The sequence below is a fragment of the Knoellia locipacati genome (assembly GCF_044791685.1).
GTDB lineage: Bacteria > Actinomycetota > Actinomycetes > Actinomycetales > Dermatophilaceae > Knoellia > Knoellia locipacati_A.
On record NZ_CP087730.1, the window covers coordinates 1,412,257 to 1,431,242 of the forward strand.

The 18,986-nt window shown below is 70.1% G+C and carries 20 protein-coding genes; 8 read left to right on the plus strand and 12 right to left on the minus strand.

Features of this window, described 5'->3' with window-relative positions; all coding sequences use genetic code 11:
* Nucleotides 1-72: 72 nt before the first annotated feature.
* The 5 genes from eda to LL946_RS06675 all read right to left on the minus strand — a co-directional run bounded on the left by eda (nt 73) and on the right by LL946_RS06675 (nt 4,516).
* The gene (gene eda / locus LL946_RS06655; RefSeq protein WP_404386036.1) at nt 73-759 is read right to left on the minus strand and encodes a bifunctional 4-hydroxy-2-oxoglutarate aldolase/2-dehydro-3-deoxy-phosphogluconate aldolase; all 687 of its coding nucleotides are present in this window, start codon (nt 757-759) and stop codon (nt 73-75) included.
* Complete coding sequence (edd, locus tag LL946_RS06660) at nt 756-2,666, minus strand: phosphogluconate dehydratase (RefSeq protein ID WP_404386038.1); 1,911 nt, start codon at nt 2,664-2,666, stop codon at nt 756-758. Before edd ends, eda begins: the two co-directional genes overlap by 4 nt.
* Before the next feature lie 235 nt (nt 2,667-2,901).
* Nucleotides 2,902-3,405 carry a 2'-5' RNA ligase family protein gene (locus LL946_RS06665; RefSeq protein ID WP_404386040.1) on the minus strand — a complete coding sequence of 168 codons (504 nt, stop codon included), beginning with the start codon at nt 3,403-3,405 and terminating at the stop codon, nt 2,902-2,904.
* A 46-nt stretch (nt 3,406-3,451) separates the two neighbouring features.
* The gene (locus LL946_RS06670; protein ID WP_404386042.1) at nt 3,452-4,291 is read right to left on the minus strand and encodes an Fpg/Nei family DNA glycosylase; all 840 of its coding nucleotides are present in this window, start codon (nt 4,289-4,291) and stop codon (nt 3,452-3,454) included.
* 3 nt (nt 4,292-4,294) lie between these two features.
* Nucleotides 4,295-4,516: a DUF2945 domain-containing protein gene (locus LL946_RS06675; protein WP_404386044.1), complete on the minus strand. Its 222-nt coding sequence runs from the start codon at nt 4,514-4,516 to the stop codon at nt 4,295-4,297.
* A gap of 209 nt (nt 4,517-4,725) precedes the next feature.
* Here LL946_RS06675 and LL946_RS06680 point away from each other — a divergent pair, with 209 nt between their 5' ends.
* Nucleotides 4,726-5,541: a class I SAM-dependent methyltransferase gene (locus LL946_RS06680; protein WP_404386046.1), complete on the plus strand. Its 816-nt coding sequence runs from the start codon at nt 4,726-4,728 to the stop codon at nt 5,539-5,541.
* A gap of 47 nt (nt 5,542-5,588) precedes the next feature.
* Here the strand turns inward: LL946_RS06680 and LL946_RS06685 are convergent, their stop codons facing one another.
* The gene (locus LL946_RS06685; protein WP_404386048.1) at nt 5,589-6,059 is read right to left on the minus strand and encodes an META domain-containing protein; all 471 of its coding nucleotides are present in this window, start codon (nt 6,057-6,059) and stop codon (nt 5,589-5,591) included.
* A gap of 121 nt (nt 6,060-6,180) precedes the next feature.
* On the opposite strand from LL946_RS06685, the gene LL946_RS06690 reads away from it, so the two are divergent.
* Both LL946_RS06690 and LL946_RS06695 read left to right on the plus strand, forming a co-directional pair.
* Nucleotides 6,181-7,503 (plus strand): DUF2252 domain-containing protein, encoded by a 1,323-nt coding sequence (locus LL946_RS06690; RefSeq protein ID WP_404386050.1) that lies wholly within the window; start codon nt 6,181-6,183, stop codon nt 7,501-7,503.
* 83 nt (nt 7,504-7,586) lie between these two features.
* Nucleotides 7,587-8,147, plus strand: a complete 561-nt coding sequence (locus LL946_RS06695) for a phage tail protein (RefSeq protein ID WP_404386052.1) — start codon at nt 7,587-7,589, stop codon at nt 8,145-8,147.
* Nucleotides 8,148-8,230: 83 nt separating this feature from the next.
* On the opposite strand, the gene LL946_RS06700 is transcribed toward LL946_RS06695, so the two are convergent.
* From LL946_RS06700 to LL946_RS06715, 4 genes are all read right to left on the minus strand, one after another.
* Complete coding sequence (locus LL946_RS06700) at nt 8,231-8,680, minus strand: hypothetical protein (RefSeq protein ID WP_404386054.1); 450 nt, start codon at nt 8,678-8,680, stop codon at nt 8,231-8,233.
* An 825-nt stretch (nt 8,681-9,505) separates the two neighbouring features.
* Nucleotides 9,506-9,979, minus strand: a complete 474-nt coding sequence (locus LL946_RS06705; RefSeq protein ID WP_404386056.1) for a hypothetical protein — start codon at nt 9,977-9,979, stop codon at nt 9,506-9,508.
* A 286-nt stretch (nt 9,980-10,265) separates the two neighbouring features.
* Nucleotides 10,266-10,865: a hypothetical protein gene (locus LL946_RS06710; RefSeq protein ID WP_404386058.1), complete on the minus strand. Its 600-nt coding sequence runs from the start codon at nt 10,863-10,865 to the stop codon at nt 10,266-10,268.
* A gap of 225 nt (nt 10,866-11,090) precedes the next feature.
* Complete coding sequence (locus LL946_RS06715) at nt 11,091-13,742, minus strand: replicative DNA helicase (RefSeq protein ID WP_404386060.1); 2,652 nt, start codon at nt 13,740-13,742, stop codon at nt 11,091-11,093.
* A 469-nt stretch (nt 13,743-14,211) separates the two neighbouring features.
* Here LL946_RS06715 and LL946_RS06720 point away from each other — a divergent pair, with 469 nt between their 5' ends.
* On the plus strand, nt 14,212-14,997 hold the full coding sequence (locus tag LL946_RS06720; RefSeq protein ID WP_404386062.1) for a thioesterase family protein: 786 nt from the start codon (nt 14,212-14,214) through the stop codon (nt 14,995-14,997).
* A gap of 16 nt (nt 14,998-15,013) precedes the next feature.
* Here LL946_RS06720 and LL946_RS06725 read toward each other — a convergent pair whose 3' ends face one another.
* Entirely contained in the window at nt 15,014-15,289 is a 276-nt protein-coding gene (locus LL946_RS06725; protein WP_404386064.1) for a DUF2277 domain-containing protein, read from the minus strand.
* Nucleotides 15,290-15,359: 70 nt separating this feature from the next.
* Between LL946_RS06725 and LL946_RS06730 the strand changes: the two genes are divergently transcribed.
* On the plus strand, nt 15,360-15,707 hold the full coding sequence (locus LL946_RS06730) for a YidH family protein (protein WP_404386066.1): 348 nt from the start codon (nt 15,360-15,362) through the stop codon (nt 15,705-15,707).
* A gap of 2 nt (nt 15,708-15,709) precedes the next feature.
* A complete protein-coding gene (locus LL946_RS06735) occupies nt 15,710-16,039 on the plus strand; it encodes a DUF202 domain-containing protein (protein WP_404386068.1) in 330 nt (109 codons plus the stop codon).
* A gap of 78 nt (nt 16,040-16,117) precedes the next feature.
* Here the strand turns inward: LL946_RS06735 and LL946_RS06740 are convergent, their stop codons facing one another.
* On the minus strand, nt 16,118-16,762 hold the full coding sequence (locus LL946_RS06740) for an NADPH-dependent F420 reductase (RefSeq protein ID WP_404386070.1): 645 nt from the start codon (nt 16,760-16,762) through the stop codon (nt 16,118-16,120).
* Nucleotides 16,763-16,871: 109 nt separating this feature from the next.
* On the opposite strand from LL946_RS06740, the gene LL946_RS06745 reads away from it, so the two are divergent.
* Nucleotides 16,872-17,543: a TetR/AcrR family transcriptional regulator gene (locus tag LL946_RS06745; protein ID WP_404386072.1), complete on the plus strand. Its 672-nt coding sequence runs from the start codon at nt 16,872-16,874 to the stop codon at nt 17,541-17,543.
* A gap of 23 nt (nt 17,544-17,566) precedes the next feature.
* Nucleotides 17,567-18,943, plus strand: a complete 1,377-nt coding sequence (locus tag LL946_RS06750; RefSeq protein WP_404386074.1) for an MATE family efflux transporter — start codon at nt 17,567-17,569, stop codon at nt 18,941-18,943.
* The last annotated feature ends 43 nt before the right edge of the window (nt 18,944-18,986 follow it).

Here is an 18,986-nt window from a genome sequence, read left to right on the forward strand (position 1 = left end):
ATGACCGCAGCGGGACGGCATACGAAAAAGCCTTTCGTATGCCGTCCCGTCACGTTCGCGGTCCGGCGCCGGTCAGGCGGTGGGCTGGCGTAGTGCGGCGGCCTCCACGGCGAGGGCCTCGATACGAGCCCAGTCACCCTGTGCCACAGCGTCCTTCGGCGTCAGCCACGAGCCGCCGACACAGCCGACGTTGTCGAGAGCAAGCCATTGGGGCGCTGTCGACGCGGTGATGCCTCCGGTCGGGCAGAACCGCAGCTGCGGGCACGGTCCGGCGACCGCGGAGAGGTAGGGCCGACCGCCGCTCGCCTCCGCGGGGAAGAACTTCATCGCCTCGAGCCCGGCCTCGGCGAGGGTGAGCATCTCGGTGAGCGTCCCCGCGCCGGCGAGCAGCGGGAGACCACTGTCCAGGGCGGCCTCGAGCAGCCGGGGCGGCGAGCCCGGAGTCACGACGAACTGGGCGCCGGCGTCCTTGACCTGCTGGACCTGCTGCGGCGTCACCACCGTGCCGGCACCGACCACCATGCCCTCGACCCGGGAGGCGACGGCCTCGATGGCTCCGAGGCCGGCCTCGCTGCGGAGGGTGATCTCGATGACGGGGATGCCGCCGGCGACGAGGGCCCGGGCGAGGGGCACGGCCTGCTCGACGGTGTCGACCACCACGACGGGGATCACTGGCGCGAGGTCGAGGACCTCCGGCCCGCTGGCCACCCGTGGCGTCGTCGCGGTTGACGGGGGCGTCTCGGTCAGCAGCGGGTTCATCGGGTCTCCTCGTGGCTCAGGGCGGGTGCTGGTGTGGCGTGGTCGGGCGCGAGGCCCAGGTGCCCGAACACGTGCGCACCCTCGTCGGCCCGGCCCACCGCCGCCCGCATCGGGGCGAACAGCTCGCGCCCGGTGCCGGGCTCGTCCGCGGTCACGCGCGGGGAGGACGGCCTCGCCGCGAGCTCGTCGGCGTCGACGAGGAGGTCGAGGCGGCCGGTGAGGGAGTCGAGACGGATGACGTCGCCGTCGCGGACCTTCGAGATCGGTCCGGCGTGGACCGACTCGGGGGTCACGTGGATCGCCGCCGGGATGGCTCCCGAAGCGCCACTCATGCGTCCGTCGGTGACGAGAGCCACGGCATACCCACGCTTCTGGAGCACGCCGAGCGAGGGGGTGAGGGCGTGCAGCTCCGGCATCCCGTTCGCGCTCGGGCCCTGCTCACGGATGACGACGACCACGTCGCGGTCGAGCTCGCGCCGCGAGAACGCCTGGAGGAAGCCGACCTGGTCGGTGAAGACGCGGGAAGGCGCCTCGATGACCCGGTGCGCGTCGGCGACGGCCGAGACCTTGATGACGGCGTGCCCGAGCGAGCCGCGCAGGATCCTGAGCCCCCCGTCGACGGTGAAGGGGTCGCCGGCGCTGCGCAGGACGGTGGGGTCACCGGACGTGGCTGCGACGTCGACGAACTCGAGGCGTCCCTCGACGAGCACCGGCCGCTGCGCGTAGCGACGCAGCCCCTCGCCAGCGAGGGTCAGGACGTCGTCGTGGAGCAGGCCGTGGTCGAGCAGCGTGCGCACGACGAAGGCGGTGCCACCCGCGGCGTGGAAGTGGTTGACGTCGGCGGAGCCGTTCGGGTACATCCGGGCGATCGACGGGACGACGGCCGACAGGTCGTCGAAGTCGTCCCAGGTGAGGTCGACTCCGGCGGCTGCGGCCATCGAGATGAGGTGCATCGTGTGGTTGGTCGAGCCACCGGTCGCGAGCAGGGCGACGACCCCGTTGACCACCGACTTCTCGGAGACGACCTGGCCGATCCCGTACGGCGACTCGGAGGCGGCGATCTCGGCGACGCGCTCCGTGGCCGCCGCGGTGAGGGCCTCACGCAGCGGGTCGTCGGGGTGGACGAACGCCGCGCCGGGCAGGTGCAGGCCCATGACGTCCATGAGGAGCTGGTTGGAGTTGGCCGTGCCGTAGAACGTGCACGTGCCCGGCGAGTGGTACGACGCGACCTCGCTGCCGAGCAGCTCGTCGCGGCCCACGTCGCCGGCGGCGAACGCCCTGCGGGTCTCCGCCTTGTCGGCGTTCGAACGGCCGGAGGCCATCGGCCCGGCCGGGACCAGCGCCATCGGCAGGTGGCCGAAGGACAGTGCGCCGGCGACGAGCCCGGGCACGATCTTGTCGCAGACGCCGAGCAGCAGGGCACCGTCGAACACGTCGTGCGAGAGGGCGATGGCCGTCGACATGGCGATGACATCACGGCTGAACAGGCTGAGCTCCATGCCCGCCCGGCCCTGCGTGATGCCGTCACACATGGCGGGCACGCCGCCTGCGACCCGGGCCACGGCCCCGAGACTGCGCGCCGACTGCTTGACCTGTTCGGGGTAGTGCTCGAACGGCGCGTGCGCCGAGAGCATGTCGTTGTAGGACGTGACGATGCCCAGGCTCACCCCGGTCGTCGCGGACATCACTGTGCGGTCGGCGCCGCCGCAGGCGGCGACGGCGTGAGCGAGGTTGGAACACCCGAGGTCCGTGCGGGCGGGGCGCAGGCTCAGCTCGGAGGCGGCCCGGGCGGTGCGCTGCAGGTAGCCCGTGCGGCCGGCGCGGCTGCGCTCGGTGACACGGGCGGTGACCTGGTCGAGAACGGGGTGGATGGCAGGCGGGAGGGCAGGATGAACGGCGGGCGCCATGGGTCTCCTGGGACGAGTGGTCGAGAGGGGACGGGCGCGGACGGCGACGATGGCGCACGCGTTGTGATCCGGGTCACAAGTGTGGCGACGTCCCGCCACAGGGCAAACGGTCGTCCCGGTATCCGGACACTCGGACCGAGACGCGGGTTGGCCGCACGCGGCGCAGAAGGTCCCACGAAGTGCGACGTAGAGCTCGCGATCCGTGGGACTTTGTGGCGCTGACCCGAGGTCGCCCTCAGGTGAGCGTGGTGGCCCGACGGGCGTCGCTGTCCCAGTGGCGCAGGAGGGTCGCCGTCCCGTCGTGGCCGGGAACGCGCAACAGCGACAGGGCCTCGCCCACCCGGTCGGCCGGTATGCCGCGGGCGAGCGTCACGTGCGGGACCCAGCGTCCCACAGAGGTCAGTGGCGTGGGCTCGGCTCGGCTCGCGGCGACCGCGGTCGCGTGCAGGTGGAGCAGCGCCGGGTCGGCGACCACGAGCCGGGCGACGACGACGCGGCGACCCGGGAAGGCGACGGCCGGCCCGAGCCGCACCGGGAGTGGGAGCAGCGGCACGAGGGCCGCGGCGAGCTCGTCGTCACTGGCGGGCAGGCGCTCGGTCGCGAGCACCGTGACGTGCGGGGCATTGGTCTCACCCGTGTGGTCCGCCTGGCTCGGGAGCCCGGCCTCGCCGAGGATCGCCCACTCGCCACGCACCACGGCGTCGGTGTCGGGGTCGAGGAGCAGCTCGAGTGCCTGCATGCCGCCCATCGTGCCGCGCGGATGGTCTCGCGAGGGCGGCTGTGGCTCAGGAGTGCTGGCAGCCGGGGCACCAGAAGAGGCGCTGCAGCCCGACGCGTTCGGCCCGGAGGGTCGTGCCGCACACGTGGCAGGGCTGGCCCGCGCGGCCGTAGACGGCATACCGCTTGGGCCACCGGGGCACCGGCTCGCCCCGGACGAGCGCCTCCCGGGCTGCGGTCATCTGGCCCTCGTCGGTGACGATCCAGCCGGCGCCGAGCCCGAGCGTCATGAGCTCGACGGTGTCCTGCCAGAGGGCCGCGAACGTGTCGTCGTCGACGTCGTGGCCGGGTGTGAAGGGGTCGAGCCGGGCACGGTGCAGCAGCTCGGCCCGATAGACGTTGCCGATGCCGGCGATGACCTTCTGGTCGATGAGCAGGGCACCGATCGGCCGGCGGGAGTTCTGGATCCGTCGTCGCGCAAGGTCCGGCTCGGCATCGTCGCGGAGTGGGTCGGGACCGAGTCGGGCGCGCAGGGCGAGGACGCCGTCCTCGTCGAGGACCTCACAGACCGCGGGGTCGGTGACCTCGGCGTGATGTGTTGCCGACAGCAGCCGCCAGGCGACGTTGCCGTGGACCGGCGGCTCGGTGCGCGGGTAGGCGCCGTCGAGGGCGCGGTGGTGCTGCCGGACCGAGACCGCCCCGTCCATCGCGAGGTGGAGGTGCACGGTGAGCGGGACGTCGACGGCGGTGACGAGGAGGTGCTTGCCGACGGCCTGCACGTCCGCGATGACGCGGCCGTCGAAGACCGCCGCCTCGAGCTCGCCGTTGGGTGAGCTCGAGCGCACCGGCTGACCGGCGAGCCGGCGCAGCCTGGCCGCGATGCCGTGGACGGCATGACCCTCGGCCACGGGTCAGTCGCCGTCCGCGCGCTGCACCTCGCTGGCGAGCTTGAGGACGACCGTGCCGTCGTCCTGGTGGATGACGTATGCCGGGTCGTCAGCGCTGCCGTGCCGGGTGACCTCCTCCCCCTTGGTCGTGCGGGTGACGCTGTCGTGGTGCACCTCGGCGACGGTGCCCTCTGCCCACGACTGTCCCCACTTCCACGTGACGGTGGTGCCGCTGCGGATCGTCATGGCTCCCAGCATGTCCCACGGCGGTGACATCTGGCCGCTCGCGCCTTGGCCGGGACGGACCGCGGGATGGGTGACCGAGTCGGTCCGAACCGGCCACGCCCGACCTGCTCCCGGGAGACGATGGCCACACGAGGATTCGGTCGAGCCGAGGGAGGGACGCGATGGGTTCCGGTGCGGCCATGCGGCTCAGGGTCATGAGGCTGGTGCTCATGGAGCGTGCGACCAAGCACCCTCGGGATCGGGTGCCCGAGCCCATGGTCATGGACGACGTCGAGGGCGTGCGCGCCTTCCACGAGGCGGCACAGGACGTGCAGATGCCGATCTACGAGTTCAACGCCTCAATGATGAGCCGCCTCGTTCCGGAGGGCGGCCGGGTCCTCGACCTCGGCTCGGGATCCGGACAGCTCGCGGCCCACCTCGCCGCCGGTCGACCCGACCTCACCGTGACGTGCGTCGACCTCTCCGAGCCGATGCTCGAGACCGGCCGGGCCATGGCGGACAAGCGCAGCCTGGATACCGTGGAGTTCGTCGCCGGCGACGTCACCTCACTGGACGACGCAGTGGTCGGGAGGCCCGACCTCGTCTCCTGCAACTGGACGCTGCACCAGCTCCCCGACCGCGACACCACCGTCGCGGCGCTGACCCAGATCGCGGCGATCCGGCGCGAGCACGGGAGCGCCGTGTGGCTCTTCGACTTCGCCCGGATGCGCCGCGACGCGACGATGAGGGCGTTGATGGAGGTGTTCACCCCTGGTGCCGGTCCACAGCTGCGCAAGGACGCGCTCGCCTCGGAGGCCGCCGCCTGGACCCGCGACGAGATGCGCGAGATGCTCACGGCCGCCGGACTCGACGACCTGCACGAGTCGTACGACCGCGTGCTCGAGACCTACCAGGTCTGGTGGGCTCCCGGCGAGCGTGCCGCTGACGCACCGACGTGGGGGCAGCCGAGCATCTCGCGCGACGCCGCCAAGGTCGCCCAGCTCATCACCGGAGCACAGACCGACCTCCCCGCCGCCGACGGCTGACCGGGCAACCCGGTCAGCGGTCAACGGGGTCAACGGTCGTCGGTCGGTCAGCGACGAATGAAGCCGATCCAGCCGGCGTCGGTGTTGAGGCTGAACATGTCGCCCTCGGTCGACCCCTTGAGCTGGACCTGCGCCCGGTCGGCGACGAGCGCGGCGAGCCAGGCCTCGTGGGCCGCGATGTCCGGTGGGCAGCCCATCCTGGTCGCGGCCACGCCCTGCTCGGACCGGAGCCGGTGCTCCTCGACCGTGACGGTCGCAGTCATCCGGTTGCACCCCACGTCGAACTGCAGCTGGTCGCCCTCCACGCTGAGGTTGACGGGCACTGTCCACGGCGTCGAGCCGTCGTAGGCGAAGCCGGTGCGCGAGACCCACTGCCCCTGGACGGGCTGCAGCGAGTCGAGCCAGCCGGCGCCGTCGTCAGCCGCACGCACCAGGGTGAGCCGCACGGCATACAGGCCACCGACGACCACGAACACGACCACCGCCGCGAGCGCGACCCACTTCGCCTGAAGCCTCATGCAGGTCAGACTGCCGTGCGACACGCCCGGTTCCCTCCAGGTCGGGCAGGTTCGCCGCCGGATCGCGGTTTCGGACGGCGGACTCTGACGACGAGGGCGCTGCCGGGGCTAGGGTCCGTGCATGCCCAAAGCCCGGACGGACAGCGCGCGCACCCGTGTCATCGTCGACGTGCTTCGCGACGCCTTCGGCGACGCGATGGCGGACTCGCCCACGGCATATCGGACGAAGTTCCGCAGCATGGCGCACGACCCGCACTCGTTCTACCGCGGATCGGCCGGGCTCTTCTACCGCGACGTCACCCGCATGGAGGCGCCCTGGGTCGACGAGCGGTCCTCGCGGATCTGGGTGCACGGGGACCTGCACGTCGAGAACTTCGGGACCTACCTCAACTCGGCCGGACGCCTCGTGTTCGACGTCAACGACTTCGACGAGGCCTACCTCGGGCACTACACGTGGGACCTCCTGCGCTTCGCCACCTCCCTGGCCCTGGTCGGTTGGCAGAAGGCGCTGCCCGACGACGAGGTGGGCGCACTCATCGAGTCCTATGCGCGCGCCTACCTGCGCCAGGTCAACCACTACCTGGACACGCACGGTGACGACGACTTCGCGCTGCGGCTCGACAACGCCCGCGGTCCCGTTCTCGGGGCCCTGCACAAGGCGCGGGAGGTGCGCCGGGTGGATCTGCTCGACTCCATGACGGTGGTCGAGGACCACCAGCGCGTCTTCGTCGTCAAGGACGGAGTGCGACGGCCGGGGAAGGCCGAGCGGTCGACGGTCCTCGAGGCCTTCGAGCGCTACCTGGACACCATCCCCGAGGACAAGCGCAGCCGTATCCCCGTCTTCTACGACGTGCGCGACGTCGTCTCCAGCGTGTCGCACGGCATCGGCAGTGCCGGGCAGCCGAGCTACAGCGTGCTGCTCGAGGGCTACAGCCAGGCCCTCGAGAACGACGTCGTCGTCCAGATGAAGCAGGCGAGCGTGCCGGCGCTCAGCAGGTACGTCGACAGCACCGGCGTGGAGGCAGCCTTCGAGCACGAGGCCCACCGCACGGTCGTCAGCCAGCGCGCCCTCCAGGCCCACACCGACTCACTGCTCGGTCACACGACGATCGACGGCGTCGGGTTCGTCGTCTCCGAGATCTCCCCGTACGAGGTGGACCTGCCGTGGGCCGACCTCACCGAGCCCGACGAGATCAGGCTCGTCGTCCGGCAGCTCGGTCAGGCGACGGCGAAGATCCACTGTGCCTCCGACGAGGACAGCGACCAGGACCTCGTCGACTTCCAGGTCGAGGAGGCGATCGCCGGGTCGGTCGAGGGGCGCCGCACCGAGTTCATGGCGTGGCTCGTCGAGAGCGCGATGGGGTATGCCGGTCAGGTGCGGACCGACTACGCGCTCTTCGTCGAGGCCTTCCAGGCGGGGCGCGTGGGGCTCGACGCGGTCTGAGCGTCCGGTGGTGACCATTGACGGGTCGTCTCGGTGGCTGGGACGCTGCTCGGGACGGGGTGCTGCGAGCGAACGGAGGGGCCATGCCAGGTCGACGGGAGCCGGGCGGCGCGCTGGGGTTCGGGCTGCAGCTGGAGCTCGACGGGGTGCAGGTGGCGATGCTCACCGAGGTGACCGGCCTGACGATCGAGCGGGAGGTCATCGAGCTGAGGGAGGGCGGCGCCGACGGCACCCAGGTCGTCCGCAAGCTGCCCGGTCGAGCCAAGTCCGGTGACGTGGTCCTCAGCCGAGGGCTGACCACCGACGACTCGTTCGAGCAGTGGATGGCGCAGGTCGGGACCGACACGGCCGCGGCGCGCAGGAGTGCCACCATCGTCGTCCTCGACCGTCAGGGACAGCGCGTCACTGCCTTCTCGCTGGTCAACGCGTGGCCCAAGAAGCTCGAGTACACGGGTCTCCGGGTCGGTTCCGGCGAGCCACTCACCGAACGCCTCGTTCTCGTCCACGACGGCATCGACCGCGCGTCTGAATTCTGCGCCGTCCACGGGCTTGGCAGGATGCTTGGCCAGACGACCGTCCGTTCGGTGCTGGTCTTCCTCCTCGCCGCCGTGTCCGAGATCGGCGGGGTGAAAACAGGGCGGTGAGGGCGGCGGGCCGGGTGGCCGTTGCTCTCGCAGAAGGCCCCCACCTTCGACAAGGCGGGGGCCTCCGACCTGAGAGTCGAGGTCTAGGAGCTGCTGATCGGGATGCTCAGACCTTCGCCGGAGAGGACGAGGTCATAGTCCACCGACTCGATCACGACGACCTGGTTACCCGGGCAGTCGAGCGTGGAGAGGGGTTCGATCGTGAACGAGACGTTGGTACGGCCGTTGCGCACCGGGAAGGTGTCGGTCTCGCTGACGGCGATGGTCTCCTCCTTGTTGTCCGCGGCCGGGTTCTTCCCGCCCCGGTTGTAGCACTGGGAGAACACGGTCACGTCGCCGCTCAGTGTGAAGGTCGCAGAAGGCACGTTCCCGAGCCCCGCGATGGAGGCGGTGATGACGAGGGCGTTGCCATCCTGGGTGACGTCGGGTCCCTTCACGACATGGGGGTTCCCTGCGAACGCGGGAGGTGCTGCCAAGCCCAAGGTGAGGATCATGATTGCGGCCACGAGGAGCCGCTTCGCGATGCTCTTCATCGCGGTTCCTTTCGATAAGGACAAGAATTGGACGGGTTGCTCGCAGCCCGACCCGAACAGGGAGGGCGGCGAGCAGAGTGCGCCGGGAGTAGCCGGGGACCGTCCTGCCTGGAGGCCAAAGAGCCTGCCTGGAGGTCAGGGAGAGCCCGAGTTCCGGCACATGTCTGAGCGTCCTGGAACAACTGAGGTCACTCGAACAGCGGGTACTCCGGCTACGTACCGTCATTCACGATTCACCTGAGACGGATCCAGCACCATGACGAAGCTGGTCTGTCGTCATGACGACTTCGGGCGGTCCATGGCGAGGCTCGCAATGCCTACCCATACGCCATCCCGGTGCGCAGGCGGTGCCTTCGCGTCAACGACGGGAGCCTCATGCGGTCGTCGAGGTCACTCGGCCCAGTGAGCAGGGCCCCTTGCTGACGGCCGACGAGCTGGTGCTCCACGGCCGCCATGAGCAGGAGCGGTGCGGGTTGTCGCCGGGTCTTCAGTCAGTCGGCGCTGGGCGCACAACCGTGTGCGTGTGAAGCGACACGGAAGTGTCACCAGTCGTGACACAGGGTGTCGCCGGTGACACTCCATGTCGCTTATCCACAGGCTCGGGGACAGATCAGGTCGCCCACGGCGATCGTCGGGCCCCATTTCGCAGGGGACCTACCCACGCCCGCGGCTGAGCCTGGACAACCGCTCTGAAGGGCCTTGAGTGCTGTGACCTCGGTCCATTCGCAGGTGAGAGCGTTCCGCCCCGCAACTCACGTGAACTGCCGCCAGAGGGCGCTGTCACGACGACCCGCTCCGCCTCTGGTTCCACGTCCACAGATTCGATCACGATTGCCCCCTATTCGGTCGCGAGAAGAACGTCTTGGCGGTGTCACCGTCACGTTCGCGCTGCCGGATCGTCGCCGACTCGTAGGCCAGCACTGCGGAGGCGCCGATCGCCAACGCCACGCCCAGGATGATGGGGAGGCTGCCGTCTCGGACGATGCTGAGCCCGCCGACAGCCAGCCACACAACGACGAACTCCCACGCGGCCATCCGGGTCGGTTCGATTCGGAGGAACCGCGAGACGACCGGGTAGATGACCCAGATCAGCGCGATCAGGCACGGGAAGGCGAAGAGGACCTCAGTCCGGTCGCTGGGCTCTGCCCCCGGTCGTGTGACGATCGCGTAGGCCGTCGTGGTGACCGCGAGAGCGGCCCATCGCCGTCCGAACTCACGCATGTTCACCGAGGCCGACTTGGTCTTCTGCGCACTGGGCTGCTCGCTCGGCGCGGATGACGTGTGCTGGTCGGTGGTCACGTGGACAGTATCGGCGTCCCGGGCGAACAGGTGTGGCCCTTTGGACGTCGCCGTTGACACTCGATGTCACTAATCCACATCCACTGGTGACACTCGCACGTCGTTGGCGGTGACACTTACGTGTCGTTGCTGGTGACACTCGATGTCGCGAGCGGTGACACTGTCGTGTCGCTACACACGGTGTCGTTACACATGTGCAGCGACATGTGAGTGTCACCAGTCGCGACACGATGTGTCACCGGTGAGACATCGTGTCGCTCATCCACAGGGCATGCTGGCCGTTCGCTTAGGGCGATGGACGCTTGCGCGACAGTCGAAGGCGAACCCTGTTGGCGGCGAAGAGCGCCACTGCAGAGGCGACGCCGGTGAGCCCAAGGGTTAACCCGATCTCCGGGTCGGAGTTGTCAACCGTCCAGTACGTGTAGTCCTCCTTAGCCATCGCACCGGTCACATTGCCGTCGCTGTCGCGTCGGATGCGAACCATCAACGGAGCCTGGTATCCGGTTTCGGGTGTTGCCTGGCGCCAACCATCCGCCCCTCCATCGCTCAGCATGGGCTCGTCCCGGGTGGAGTACAGGTTCTCCAGAGGCACCGGACCATCCGAGCCGTCGACCCGAACTCGAACCGCTTCAACTATGCCCTCACGACCCTGCCGATACTGGGCGTAGACGACGTTGACCTCGACGCGCGCAACCCGGGCCCACTCGCCTTGTGCTTGCAGGGAATCAGCCCGGGCACTGTCGCGGAAGTCCGAGGGCACATTCGCGAACCCGAGTATCGAGACGCCCACGCATAGAGGCATGGCCCACCAGACCCCACGACCGGCGCGGACGACCCTGTCCCATGCCTTGGCGAGCACCGACGTCTGATCGCTGGGGAGGGCCATACCGGCATTATCGGCGTCCGCCTGGACAGCACGTCGGCACTGGTCGCCGTCTACGACGCCAACCGAGACGCCCCGGTTAGGGCTCCACCGTCGCTCGACTGCGATTTCCACAGGCACTGGTGCCACTGATACGCCGCCACTGGTGACACTCAGGTGTCGTCACCGGTGGCGCTGCGTGTCGGGACTGGTGACACTCCGGTGTCGTTACACAACACATGGGCGCCGTCAGAACCCGCCGTCTCGAGCCATGTTGCTGAACCGGCTGTAGTGGCCCTGGAAGGCGAGCACGATGTCGGCGGTCGGGCCATTACGGTGCTTGGCCACGATGACGTCGGCCTCCCCGTCCCGCTCGGGGTCCGAACGGTCACGGTGCAGCAGGATCACCATGTCGGCATCCTGCTCGATCGAGTTGTGCACAGCGATGCCGTTTGCGATGAAGTTGTGGCAGTCGAGGACCGTCGCGTCAAAGACCTCTTCGACACCGTCCGGCTCGATCGACACCACCGAGTCCCAAAACACGTCGTTGACGGCCATGAGCTCGAGGGCGGCGTCATCGAGGACTTCCGCCACCTTCGCCAGTCGTTGCCGGGACGGGTTGCGGGCGTACAGCGCCGAGCCGCAGTACTGCGTTCCGAGCGCCGCCTGGAACTCCCGCGTGGTCATCCCCTTGGCGGTCATGGACTCGCGAACGTCGTCCCACACCTGCCGGGGAATCGTGTCCACGTTGGTGTTGCCAGTGAGTCCCCGGACGATCTCGAGGAGTCGGTCTGCGGCCGCTCCACGTGCTCCGTGGACACCGACCTCCTGAAGGAAGCGTCGCTGGCTGTCCACACCGGAGATGTCCAGCGTGTAGCCATCCCGATAGCCGGCCTTCTTGGTCACCTTGATCCGGGTCTGGATGCCGAAGCGGAGCAGGAGGCGCGACACGTCGTCGACGAGCCGGCGGGACGTGGATGCGTAGTAGATCCGCCCACCACGACCACTCTTGTTGACGGACACGGAACCATCGGTGGCCCACAGGTGGCGGACGAAGAGCGCAATCTGTTCTTTGGGAAGGGTGAAGACGTCTCGGGGCACGAACTTCTCGTGCGACCGAGCACCGAAGAGCCCCAGTCCGTCGAGCCACTCGGCGATCGGGTTCCTCCGACCACGCGCCAGTCGATACGGAGCCGGGAGGCGCAGGGTGGTGCACCGAGCCACGGCGTACTCGTCGCGCACGGCGGAGATGCCGAACACGAGCGCGGCCTTGGTGACGGCCTCGAGGTTGGCTTCGTCGATGCTGGCGTAGCGGATGGGCTGTCGCTTAACGAAGGAGCCATCCCCGATGAGATGGGCCAGCATGATGACCTCGCCGTCAGCCCAGTCGCTGACGAGCAGCGGCGACGGAACGTGACGCGGGACCGCGACGCGATCGCCTGTCCGCAACGACGCCAGCGGCGCCCAGCCCTCGTAGGTCAGGAACGGGTGGTTCTCGGTCGCGCGCACGGTCTTGCCGGACGCCAACCTCAGCGTGAAGACGGGCGCCGTACCTGTCGAGAAGGCGTGGGTCATCGTGCGCTTCGTGTAGCGCAACCCGTCATCGAGGGCCCAGACCGTGAGGTCCTTCTCCCCGGATCGGGCGATCTCGCCGATCGTCGTCTCGGCTCCGGTGTCTGCTCGGAGAATGCGCGTCTCGGCAGGGAGGCAGCCCGACTCGCGAAGGTCGGACATCTGGGGGCGCTTGTCGGTGCGCTGCTCGGGACCACGGTTCAGCTGCGAGATCGCGATGACCGGAACCTCGAGCTCCTTGGCGAGGAGCTTGAGAGCACGCGAGAACTCAGCGACCTCCTGCTGACGCGACTCGACCTTCTTGCCCGAGCTCATGAGCTGCAGGTAGTCGATGATGACCATGCGCAGGTTGTGCTGCTGCTTGAGCCGGCGGCACTTGGAGCGGATCTCCATGAGCGACATGTTGGGCGAGTCGTCAATGAAGAGCGGCGCGTCGGAGATCTTGCCCATGATCCGCGCGAGCTTGTTCCACTGTTCCTGACCCTTGAGCCCCTTGCGGAGGTCCTGAAGCTGGATCGTCGCCTCGGCAGAGAGGATGCGCATCGTGATCTCGGTGCGGCTCATCTCGAGCGAGAACACCGCGGTCGCCATGTTGTGCTTGATCGCCGCGGCCCGGGCGATGTCGATTCCCAGGGTCGACTTCCCGACGGCAGGTCGAGCTGCGACGACGATCATCTGGCCGGGGTGGAGGCCGTTGGTGAGCTGGTCGAGCTCGAGGAAGCCGGTCGGCACACCGGTCATCTCGTCGGTGCGCCCGGCGGCGGCCTCGATCTCCTCCATCGTCGCGTTGAGGATCTCGCCGAGCTGGTGGTAGTCCTCACCGCCGCGCTTCTCGGCGACCGAGTAGACCTCGGCCTGGGCCCGGTTGACGATCTCGTCGACGTCGCCCTCACCCTGGCCGTAGCCCATCTGCACGATCCGGGTGCCCGCCTCGACGAGCCGGCGCAGGACCGCGCGCTCGTGGACGATCTCGGCGTAGTAGCCGGCGTTGGCGGCGGTCGGCACCGACTGGATGAGCTGGTGCAGGTAGGCCTGCCCGCCGACACGGGTGAGGTCGCCGCGCTTGCCGAGCTCGTCGGCGACGGTGATCGCGTCGGCCGGCTCGCCGCGACCGTAGAGGTCGAGGACCGCGTCGTAGATGAGCTCGTGCGCGGGACGGTAGAAGTCGGTCGACTTCGTGACCTCGAGGCAGTCGGCGATCGCGTCCTTGTTGAGGAGCATCGAGCCGAGGACCGACTGCTCGGCACCGAGGTCCTGGGGAGGAAGCCGGTCGTCGGGGGGACCGTCGCTCGAGCCCGTGTAGCTGCTGCTGAGCTCCGCGATTGACACCCGCTCACCCCTTCTCTTCGAACATCTGTATGCCGTGTGGTCCAGTGCATCACCGCCCACCGACACGCGCCGTGGTCGGCTCGGCCGCACGCCCGGGAACGACTGGCCCGGCCCAACCTAGGACCTCCGGGGACGAGGCCGAAACGGGTCGTGGGGACAAGGTGTGGACAAGGGGTGGAAAACGCCGACCAAGGTTGTGCACAGTCGGTGGAAAGGCCTGTGGACAGACCTCCGGCGAGCGTCTTCACGCGCCTGTGACCTGCAGGTTTGCGATCCACCCGGTGTGGGCAGAAGAAAGTTTCGGGCGTGTCTCATCCACATGAGCCAGGTCACACCCGAGGGGGTCAGCACGACCCGCGCAGGTGGCCCATCCACACCTACCCGGGAGTACTCCCCACCCGCTCCCGCACCCCAACGACACGCCCTGGCCCGACGCCGAGCCCCGTGTCGATGCGTCAGGATCGGTGCCATGGCCTACTTCGAGCGCACCGGACCGACGACGTTCCGCGCCACAGAGCACACCGGCGGGGCCTGGGCGCTCGACGAGCAGCACATCGCCCCGGCCCTCGGCCTGCTCGCCCACGTCGTCGAGTCCGACCGCGGCACCCGACGCCCCGAGACCGGCGACGACCGACTCCCCCTCGCCCGCCTCTCCTTCGACATCCTCGGCACGCTCCCCATCGACGAGGTCGAGACCACCGTCCACGTCCGCCGACCCGGCCGCACGATCGAGCTCGTGGAGGCGACCCTGAGCCACGGCGGCCGACCGGCCGTCCTGCTGCGCGCCTGGCTCCTCCGGCAGCGAGACACCGCAGCCGTCGCCGGCACGGACACCGGGCCCCTCCCCTCGCCCGACGCCACACCGGAGTGGGACCCCACGACCGTCTGGCCCGGCGGCTTCATCCGCGCGGCCCACCTGCGTCGCCACCAGGTCGCGCCGGGCCGCGCCCACTTCTGGGTCCGTACCGACGAGCCGCTCGTCGACGGCGAGCACGTCTCCTCCACGGCGGCGGCGGTCGGCCTCATGGACATCGCCAACGGGATGACGGTGCGCGAGGACCCGACGAGGGTGGCCTTCCCCAACCTCGACCTCACCGCCCACCTCGTCCGCGCGCCGCGACCCGGCTGGCTGGGCTTCGACACGACAGTGACGTTCGGGGACAACGGGATCGGCGTGACGAGCAGCGTCCTGCACGACGAGTCCGGGCCGCTCGGCACGCTCGCGCAGGTCCTCACGGTCCGCCCCGACGGCTGACCGGAGGGAGCGGCGCTCAGCCGGCGCGGCCGTACCTCTCGGCCGAGCGGGCCCGGGCCTTGGCCGCCTCGATCTCGCGGTCCTTGGGAGGGGCCGTCGTCACGAGGTGGTCGAGCAGGTGCTGGGTCGCGTCGGCGACCTCACGCACCGCGGCGTCGAACGCCTCCTGGTTCGCCTGCGACGGCTTGGTCGACCCGCTCACCTTGCGCACGTACTGGAGCGCGGCGGCATACACCTCTGAGTCCGTGGCGGGAGGCTCGAAGTTGTGCAGCTGACGGATGTTTCGGCACATGCCCTTCAATGTATGCCGCCCGCTCGCCTCCCGACACCCCTCGCCTCGCGAGGTGGCTAGGGTCGTGAGCATGCGCCCCCAGGCCCTGCAGGACGGCATCGAACCCGACCCCCGGTTCACCCTCGCCAACGAGCGGACGTTCCTCGCATGGATCCGCACCGGCCTCGCGCTCATCGCCGGAGCCGTCGCCATCGAGGGCTTCGGCGTCGACCTGGACGAGACCGCCCGCGGTGTCGTCGCCGTCGCACTCACCGGGCTCGGTGTCGCCGTCGCGGTCGGCGCCGGCATCCGCTGGCTGCGGGTCGAGCAGGCCATGCGCCACGGACGCCCGCTGCCCTTCCCCACCCTCGTGCCGTTCCTCGTCCTCGCGAGCGTGCTCGTCGCGGCCGCCCTGCTCGTCCTCGTCCTGACGCGGTAGCCGTGACCGACCACCCCACGCCCCGCGTCGACGCCGGCCTCCAGCCGGAGCGCACCGCCCTGGCCTGGCAGCGCACGGCGATCTCGTTCCTGGCGGCGTCACTGCTGTTCCTGCGGTGGGCCACCCAGCACGGTCCGGTCGTCGCCGTGGTCGTCACCCTGGCCGCACTCACCGCGACGTGGACCTTCTTCCACACCCGCACCCGGCTGCGCCGCGTCGCCCACCACTTCCCCTCCCCGGGGCTCGACCCGGCGACGGGTGAGGTGCTCGTCGTGACGACGGCCGCGGTCGCCCTCGGCGCCGCCGCCCTCTGGGTCGTCCTCGCGCCCTGAGGCGTGCCACCGCCGCCGTGACCGTCAGAGAAGCGGACTCACGGCACGCGTGGCGACCCTGCGGGGCGGCGCGCCCGCTCAGCGGACGATGCTGAGGTTGAACTCGGGTGTGCCGAGCGCACCCCAGAGCCGCAGCCACAGCGGCAGCCACATCTCCGGACCGCGCGCGGTCGTGATGTCCCCGAGGTCGATGACGTCGGCGTGCCCGAACTCGCGCAGGAGCCCGGCCACGACCTCCTTGGCCTGCGCGTCGTCGCCCGAGACGAAGACGGAGCTGTCCCGGCCCAGGCTCGAGGGGCGCACCATGAGCTCGGCGGTGAGCGTGTTGAGCGACTTGACCACCCGAGCGCGCGGGTGTGCGCGCTGGATCTGCTCGGCCAGGGAGTCGTCGTCCTTGACGAACAGCGTCGGGGGCATGCCGGCCGAGAAGTCGAGAGGGTTCGACACGTCGACGAGGACCTTGCCGTCGAGGGCGTCGCCGGCCAGCTCGAGGACGGCCAGGGTCGCGCCACCGTTGGTGGCGTTGACGACGAGCTCGGCGGTCTGGGCCGCCTCGGCGAACGAGGCGAGGCGGATGTCCGTGTGTCCGTCGAGGAACTCGGCGTCACGGGTGCGGGTGGCCTCGGGGTCGCGGGTGCCGATGACGACGTCGTGGCCGAGCTCCACGAGGCGTGGGGCGATGGTGCGGCCGACCACTCCGGTGCCGAGGACTGCGATCTTCATGGGTGCTCCTGGGGTGGGTGGCTCAGCGGCCACATGGGGCAGACAGGTCTGTCTACTTGTCTGGTCGGGTAACCTAACAGACAGGTCTGTCTACTGCAAGGGAGGACGTATGCCGCGCACCGCACCTGCCGCGCCGGTCGCCACCCGGTCCACCGCACCAGCCACCGCTCCAGCCGCTGCTCCGGCCACGGCTTCGGCGACGGCGTCGGGCACCGCTCGCCAGCGCGTCCTGGACGCGGCGTTCGGTCTCTTCTACGCGCGCGGCATCCGCGCCGTCGGGGTGGACCTCATCATCGCCGAGTCGGGGGTGGCGAAGGCGACCTTCTACAAGTACTTCCCGGCCAAGGACGACCTGGTCGTCGCGTACCTCGACGTCGTCGACGAGGTGTGGTCCCGCCAGCTGCACGAGGCCGCCGAGGCCGCGGGTCCGGCGCCCGCCGACCAGATGGTCGGCCTCTTCGACGCCCTCGCACACGCGTGCCGCCGGGAGGGCTACCGCGGCTGCGGCTTCATCAACGCCGCCGCCGAGTCGACGCCGGGGAGCCGGGTCCACGACCGCACGGTCGCGCACAAGACGGCGGTGCGCGACTGGGTGCGCGGGCTCGCGGCCGCCGCCGGCGCCGACGACCCCGACGAGCTGGCGAGGGGCCTCACCCTGCTCCTCGACGGCGGGCTCGCCAGCGGCGCGCTCGACGCCTCGCCGGAGGTCCCCGAGATCGCGAAGACCTCGGCCCGTGCGCTCGTCGACCTGGCCGTCGGTCGGACCGCGCAGCGCTCCTGAGCGCCGGGCACTAGCGTCGCGGTGTGCGCGACGAGAGGCCGGACGACGGCGCGGAGACCGCGAGCCAGCACCGCGAGGTCCTCCGGCTCGCGCTCCCCGCGTTCCTCGCCCTCGTCGCCGAACCGCTCTTCCTGCTCACCGACTCGGCGATCGTCGGCCACCTCGGGACACCGCAGCTGGCCGGCCTCGGGGTCGCGAGCGCGATGCTGCTCACCGCCGCCAACATCTTCGTCTTCCTCGCGTACGGCACCACCGCGGTCGTCGCCCGACAGCTCGGCGCCGGCAACCGTGGCGGCGCGATCGCCGCAGGCATCGACGGCACCTGGCTCGCGGTCGGGCTCGGGACGCTCACCGCCGTCGTCGTCGCTGTGCTGGCCGGTCCGATCTGCTGGGTCTTCGGCGCCTCCCCCGAGGCGCTCGGCCACGCCGTGACCTACCTGCGCATCTCCGCGATCAGCATCCCGGCGATGCTCGTCGTGCTCGCGACCACCGGTGTCCTGCGCGGCCTCCAGGACACCCGTACCCCGCTGGCCGCGAGCGCGCTGGGCTTCACGTCCAACATCGTCCTCAACCTCCTCTTCGTCTACGGCTTCGGCTGGGGCATCGCCGGGTCGGCGCTCGGCACCGTCATCGCGCAGTCCGGCATGGCCGCGGCCCTCGTCGCCGTCCTCCTGCGCGAGGCCCGGCGTCACCGCGTCACGGTCCGGGCGCATCCGGGACGGATCCTCGGGGCTGCACGCACCGGCATACCTCTGCTCGTGCGAACTCTGGCGCTGCGCGCCGTCCTGCTCGTGACGACCTGGGTGGCAGCCGGGCTCGGTGACGTGCCGCTGGCGGCGTACCAGGTGTCGGCGACGATCTGGAGCTTCCTCGTCTTCGCCCTCGACGCCATCGCCATCGCCGCCCAGGCCATCACCGGGCGCACCCTCGGCGAGGGCGACGTGATCCGGACCCGCTCCGCCACCACGCTCATGGTGCGGTGGGGCATCATCTCCGGCTTCGGGCTCGGCGTCGTCCTGCTCCTGGTGCGCACAGTTCTGCCGAACCTCTTCACCGGCGACCCTGCGGTGCAGGCGGCGATCGCCGCCGCCCTCGTCATCGTCGCGTTGTCACAGCCGCTGAGCGGCTACGTCTTCGTCATCGACGGCGTGCTCATCGGCGCAGGCGACGGGCGGTGGCTGGCCCGGGCGATGCTCGCGAACCTGCTCGCCTACCTGCCGCTCATCCTCGGTGTGCACCTCATGGGCGACTGGCTCCTCGAGGACGGCAGCGTGCGCGCCACCGGCAACGCGGTGATGTGGCTGTGGCTGGCGTTCACCGGGTTCATGGCGATCCGGGCCCTGCTCATGTGGGCCCGGGTCCGCACCGACGGCTGGATGGTCACCGGCGCGACCCGCTGAGGCCGCAGACGTCAACGTCCGAGCGGTGAGGCGCCACATCCTG

What these genes read in the sequence shown, in the direction of transcription:
- eda (WP_404386036.1), bottom strand. Translation starts at nt 759, where the DNA reads ATGAACCCGCTGCTGACCGAGACGCCCCCGTCAACCGCGACGACGCCA.
- edd (WP_404386038.1), bottom strand. Translation starts at nt 2,666, where the DNA reads ATGGCGCCCGCCGTTCATCCTGCCCTCCCGCCTGCCATCCACCCCGTT.
- LL946_RS06665 (WP_404386040.1), bottom strand. Translation starts at nt 3,405, where the DNA reads ATGCAGGCACTCGAGCTGCTCCTCGACCCCGACACCGACGCCGTGGTG.
- LL946_RS06675 (WP_404386044.1), bottom strand. Translation starts at nt 4,516, where the DNA reads ATGACGATCCGCAGCGGCACCACCGTCACGTGGAAGTGGGGACAGTCG.
- LL946_RS06680 (WP_404386046.1), top strand. Translation starts at nt 4,726, where the DNA reads ATGGAGCGTGCGACCAAGCACCCTCGGGATCGGGTGCCCGAGCCCATG.
- LL946_RS06685 (WP_404386048.1), bottom strand. Translation starts at nt 6,059, where the DNA reads ATGAGGCTTCAGGCGAAGTGGGTCGCGCTCGCGGCGGTGGTCGTGTTC.
- LL946_RS06690 (WP_404386050.1), top strand. Translation starts at nt 6,181, where the DNA reads ATGCCCAAAGCCCGGACGGACAGCGCGCGCACCCGTGTCATCGTCGAC.
- LL946_RS06695 (WP_404386052.1), top strand. Translation starts at nt 7,587, where the DNA reads ATGCCAGGTCGACGGGAGCCGGGCGGCGCGCTGGGGTTCGGGCTGCAG.
- LL946_RS06700 (WP_404386054.1), bottom strand. Translation starts at nt 8,680, where the DNA reads ATGAAGAGCATCGCGAAGCGGCTCCTCGTGGCCGCAATCATGATCCTC.
- LL946_RS06710 (WP_404386058.1), bottom strand. Translation starts at nt 10,865, where the DNA reads ATGGCCCTCCCCAGCGATCAGACGTCGGTGCTCGCCAAGGCATGGGAC.
- LL946_RS06720 (WP_404386062.1), top strand. Translation starts at nt 14,212, where the DNA reads ATGGCCTACTTCGAGCGCACCGGACCGACGACGTTCCGCGCCACAGAG.
- LL946_RS06725 (WP_404386064.1), bottom strand. Translation starts at nt 15,289, where the DNA reads ATGTGCCGAAACATCCGTCAGCTGCACAACTTCGAGCCTCCCGCCACG.
- LL946_RS06730 (WP_404386066.1), top strand. Translation starts at nt 15,360, where the DNA reads ATGCGCCCCCAGGCCCTGCAGGACGGCATCGAACCCGACCCCCGGTTC.
- LL946_RS06740 (WP_404386070.1), bottom strand. Translation starts at nt 16,762, where the DNA reads ATGAAGATCGCAGTCCTCGGCACCGGAGTGGTCGGCCGCACCATCGCC.
- LL946_RS06745 (WP_404386072.1), top strand. Translation starts at nt 16,872, where the DNA reads ATGCCGCGCACCGCACCTGCCGCGCCGGTCGCCACCCGGTCCACCGCA.